Source organism: Hydrocoleum sp. CS-953 (assembly GCF_002260545.1).
Classification (GTDB): Bacteria; Cyanobacteriota; Cyanobacteriia; order Cyanobacteriales; family Microcoleaceae; genus Trichodesmium.
Window position 1 is genome coordinate 1 of the sequence record NZ_LGSU01000886.1, and the last position, 5,249, is coordinate 5,249.

Consider the following 5,249-nt stretch of genomic DNA (forward strand, 5'->3'; position numbering starts at 1 on the left):
GATTGAACGCTTATAATTTAAGATAGTAGGGGAGTAGGGGAGTAGAGGAGTAGGGGAAAAATTAAAATATATCCTCTCGATCGCGAAATATTTTATTTATACCTAATCATCCGGACATGATATTACGCATAACCGCCATGTCTAGTAGGGGCGTTTGCGGAGCATTCCGGAACGGAAATGGCCATGTGCTAACGCAAAGGTCCGCTTTATATGTCGCGCAGCAAAACGCACCTACAGATAGCCATTCGCCGCTACAGATAGCGTATTATTTAATAATTTGCGTAAGTCCTGTCCTTTTTTTGAGATGACCATAATATCACAATAATTGGCGATCGCTCCTAATTATCTTAGCGATCGCCGATTTTAGTTAAAACCTAAACTGAGTCCGGAATGTACTAACCCAAATAGTATCATTAACATCATCGTGATTCGGATTAGTAATCACAAATAAACCAGGAGTCAAAGAGATATTATCATTAACTTGAAAACGATAAATTGCCTCTATATGTATAGATGTATCATCATCCTTCAAGGCATCATCATCACCCCCATCAGTCACAATAGGAGGCACCCCAACCATTAGACCACCCATATTTCCTTCTCTAAATAAGTCTGGGAAGGCAAAATACAACATTCCATTAATAATAGTCACATCATCATCATCATTATCATTGCCAGTTTCAGGTCGCGCCCAGGTGGAACCAAACCAACCTCCCACTTCAACCTTTTCATTAACTCTCCAATGAGCTTGGAAACCAACGTTATCAGCAGTCGTAGCTATTCCATCAAACGGGTCTTGAGCTTTAAAACTACCAGTACCATTAGTAATATCAACCCCATCGTCACCCCAATACTTACGCACATAACCTAGAGTAAATGCCAAGCTATCTGATGGTTCAATCACAAGTTGACCTAATGCACTATAAGCACCATTGAATGCACCCGCACCCTCTTGAGGATTCGCCGGATCGTCTGCTAAGTAAGCTACATTTACTTGAAACTTGTCATTAAATGCGTAGCTAAAACCAACACCTGCATTAGCTGGACCTCGGAACATGGTAGGGTCGCGTCGTCCGAATCTAGAGATAGTGCCATCCCCTTCATCTGCAAAGGGTGTTAAAACTACAGAAACGTCATCTAGGTCAACTCCAATAGGACCGATGAGAGCTTGGGCGCGTTCGCCAATGGGAAACTGATAGAACATCAAATCAATACCAAAATCATCACTACCATCACCTTCATCAATAGAGGCAAGAGTCATTAAGGTATTAGTGAGTTCTGGTTCGCTCAACTCATTAAGATTATTAGCTTGTAGACGAGTGAAGAGCAAATCTTCTCCAGTAAAGCTAGTCTCAAACTCTAGCCTAACACGATAAGAAAGAGAGGTCTCGGTTTTGTCATTGCCAGAAGATTCTCCACGGGCTGCTGCTCTTTCCCCGAAGGTATCATTTAACCAAAACAGAACTTCTCCATTGAGTTTGGTGGTAGTGGAAAATTGGTTGCTTTCTAGTTCGGCGGTGCGTGCTTCTAATGAATCTACACGACCGCGCAATGCTGCTAGTTCGGCAGCAAATTCTTCTTGTAAGCGTTGCAATACAGCTAAGTCTTCTCTGGTAACGAGGTTAGTAGTTGCTGCTGCAATTAATTCTGTAATTCTATCTAAGCAAGCATTTAATCCGGCAGCAAATTCAAAGCGAGTCATGGCGCGGTTGCCTTTGTAGGTGCCGTCGGGATAACCTGCGATACAACCATAACGTTCGACTAATGATTGTAATGCTTGGAATGCCCAGTCTGTAGGCTGCACGTCTGATAATTGGGAAACAGAAGTTACTTGATCTATTGTTTCTTCTGCTTCTAGCTCAGATACACTGGGCATTGCTAATGAGGGGTCATCCATTGGTAGGGGACGAAATGCCTGGGCGATTTGTATTGGGGGGTTAGCCTGGGCAGGATTGGCTATAAATAATGTGGCACTGAGAATACTGGGGCTATATTTTCTAACTTTATTAAAAATAATTTTCATTAATTTTGTACTCACACCTATTAATTGTTTGTGCTGTCCCCTACTTAAGTAAGGGATAAAAAGCAAATAATATCTTACACTGACTGCTTTGCATGGCTTGTCAGAGGATAATTACTTATTGAGTCTGTTTATTATTAACTCTTTAATTTGGAATTGTCAAGTTTAAAATATTAATGGCCTCGGAATTTACAGCAGAGTAGGGGAGCGGGGGTAGGGACGTTGCATAAGGGCGTCCGTACAGGAGTAATTTTTTTTGCTCAACTCTTGCCTAAAATGCTAACTTTTTGATTTTTCGGGAACCGTGCATAAAGAGCTGAAAACTAGGTACTTTTTGCAGACCTAAAAAGCCTAAAACCTTTATCTGTAAATGCTTTGATAGTTAATCAGCAGAGCAATAACTACTGAAGTGAAACAGCTAAAATAGTGGATTAGGTCATTTAGGTGCAGGGTGGGGCGGGTTAATCTAAATTTAATATTAAGCCTAATTAATTTAACGCGGAAGCCACCCCTACTATAGATAAATGTTTCAGCATTTTTAGGTCTTGAAAAAGTACAAGGTTTTCGTTCTAGCGAGCTTAAAAGTTAGGATTTTGGGTTGACTATTGGCTGAAAAATCAAGGGATAATTCTTCCTCTTACCAGCTCTAAATTTCCTATTCATTCTGACTCCTGACTCCTGACTCCTGACTCCTACCCTCACCCATAAGACTTTTTCAGGAAGCCCTAGTTATATAATTATCATTTTAGTAAACGTAAACCACTTAATGTTACTAAAACTGTAGACCCTTCATGACCGAGTACCCCAAGAGGCATATTGATATTTCCAGTAAAGTTAGCGACTAATAATAGGAAAATAAAGCTAATAGCAAAAGTAATATTTTGCTTAATAATACGATTAGCGCGACGACCTAAATTGATAGCTTCTACTAATTTTTCTAACCGATCTGCCATTAACACAATATCTGCTGATTCTAAGGTAACATCACTACCTGCATTACCCATAGCAATACCAACTGTAGCTAGGGATAAAGCAGGAGCATCATTAATACCATCTCCTACCATTGCTACATTTCTATTTTGTTGTTGCAGGCGCTTAATTACTGTTAATTTATCTTCGGGTAATAATTCAGAATAAACCATATTTATACCGAGATTTTGAGCAACACTATGAGCAGTTTTTTGATTATCTCCTGTCAGCATAGCTATAGATTTAATATTCATAGACTTGAGTTGATTTATCATTTGACCAGCTTCTAAACGGACAGTATCAGCAACAGATATTAAGCCAATAATTTCTTGTGATTGTGCGACAAAAATAATTGTTTTCCCCTCTTTTTGGAGGCGATTACTTTCATCTAAAAAGTAGGAACTAAAGTTATTTACTTCTGACTTAATTAAATTTTCTTTGCCCACTTTAATAATTTCATTATCAACAATACCTGTAATTCCTTCCCCAGTTTTTGCTTTGATATTAGTTGCTTGTTGCCACTGAATATTTTTTATAATTGCTGCTTGAGTAATAGCTTTTCCAATAGGATGTTCAGAACAAGATTCTAGGGCAGCAGCTAACTGTAAAACTTCATTTTCTGACTTACCTTTTTTAGGGATAATATCAACAACTTGTAGTTTACCAGTAGTGAGAGTTCCTGTTTTGTCAAAGGCGATCGCTTTGACTTCTCCCATCATTTCTAATTGAGCACCATTTTTAAATAAAATTCCTTGTCTAGCTCCATTAGCAATGCCAGATAGTAAAGTAGGCATAATTGATGCCATTAAAGCACAAGGAGAAGCAACTACTAAAAAGATTAAGGCTCGATAAATTGTCGTTTCCCAACTCCAATTTAATAAAAATGGCGGTAAAATTCCGAGTAATAAACCTGAGATAACTATAACTTTGGCGTAAATTTTCTCAAATTTTTCCACAAATCTCTGAGATGGTGGAGTTTCAGTTTTTGCTTGTTCAACTAAACGAATTACACGCTGAATTAAACTACTTTCTGGAAATTTATTTACTTGTAGTCTTAAAGCACCATTACCATTTAATGTACCTGCAAAAACTTCATCTCCTACAGTCTTATCTACGGGTATAGATTCTCCTGTAATTGGAGCTTGATTAATGGTACTACTGCCTTCAATAATAATACTATCAGTCGGGATAAGTTCTCCAGGTTTAACTAAGACAAAATCTCCCATTTTTAATTGATTAACCGGAATTTCTGTTTCTTGATTATCGACTATTAATCTGGCAGTATCAGGAGTAATAGCCATTAATTTTTGAATATTACGTTCGGTTCGTTCCATAGCAAAAGTTTCGAGAGCGCCACTAATAGCAAAAATTAAAATTAGCACTCCCCCATCAATTATTAAGTGATATTCTTGTTGCCATAAACCTAAAGCAGCAGCTCCCAAAGCAGCAACAATCATCAATAAATCAACATCTAATTCTTTTTCTGAACAGAGAGTTGTTATACCTTCTTTAGCACTTTCATAACCACCAATTACATAAGCTGTTGCTAGAATTAATAGTGCTAAACCAACCCAATTAATTTGTAAACAAAACCAACTAAAAAAAATTAGTACAGCACAGGTTCCCGCAGCAAATGCTTCTGGATAATATTGAGCAAGTTGTAAGTATTGAGGTAGAGAAAAGTTTTTCTGATTCATAGGAGTTAAATATGGTTTTTATTATATTTTTTTCAACATATAAGTAGGTATGTGAAAAAATTTACCGGGTAATTAATAATTAATAATTAATAATTAAATAATTGAGGTTAAAAGCCTCTCCTTTAAAAGAGAAAAAAAATAAATTTTTTCCCCCTTTGCGTCAATCCTCTCCCTAAAAGGGAGAGGTAATTATCAATTATCAATTATCAATTAATGAAAAGTATGTCATTGCGACTGGAACGCAGTGGAAGGTTTGCGGAGCATTCCGGAACGGATAGCAATCTCAAGGGTTTTAGGTGCTTTAACATTCCATTACATAGTGAAGTTTATTAGCGCCGACTACTTAGCAATCCTAAATAGGTTGTGACAAACCAAAGTAGGATTAATCGCATTTTATTAGCAGGATAGGTTAATATTCTCAAACCCATTTCTTAATCATTTTTTAACCTAATCGGCGGAAATCTTCAATGAATTTTGATAATATCATAATAAGCATTAATGATAAAATAACTCATTAATTAATTATAAAGAATCTTTTGAATTAATCAAGATTCATATTATCA

2 protein-coding genes are annotated in these 5,249 nt (G+C 37.1%); both read right to left on the minus strand.

Features of this window, described 5'->3' with window-relative positions:
• Positions 1–367: 367 nt before the first annotated feature.
• A complete protein-coding gene (locus AFK68_RS11775) occupies positions 368–2,038 on the minus strand; it encodes an iron uptake porin (RefSeq protein ID WP_246844135.1) in 1,671 nt (556 codons plus the stop codon).
• A 722-nt stretch (positions 2,039–2,760) separates the two neighbouring features.
• Positions 2,761–4,686 carry a heavy metal translocating P-type ATPase gene (locus AFK68_RS11780; RefSeq protein WP_094672954.1) on the minus strand — a complete coding sequence of 642 codons (1,926 nt, stop codon included), beginning with the start codon at positions 4,684–4,686 and terminating at the stop codon, positions 2,761–2,763.
• Between the last annotated feature and the right edge of the window lie 563 nt (positions 4,687–5,249).

Excerpts from the sequence above, each read along its gene's own strand:
- AFK68_RS11780 (WP_094672954.1), bottom strand. The coding sequence starts at position 4,686 with ATGAATCAGAAAAACTTTTCTCTACCTCAATACTTACAACTTGCTCAA.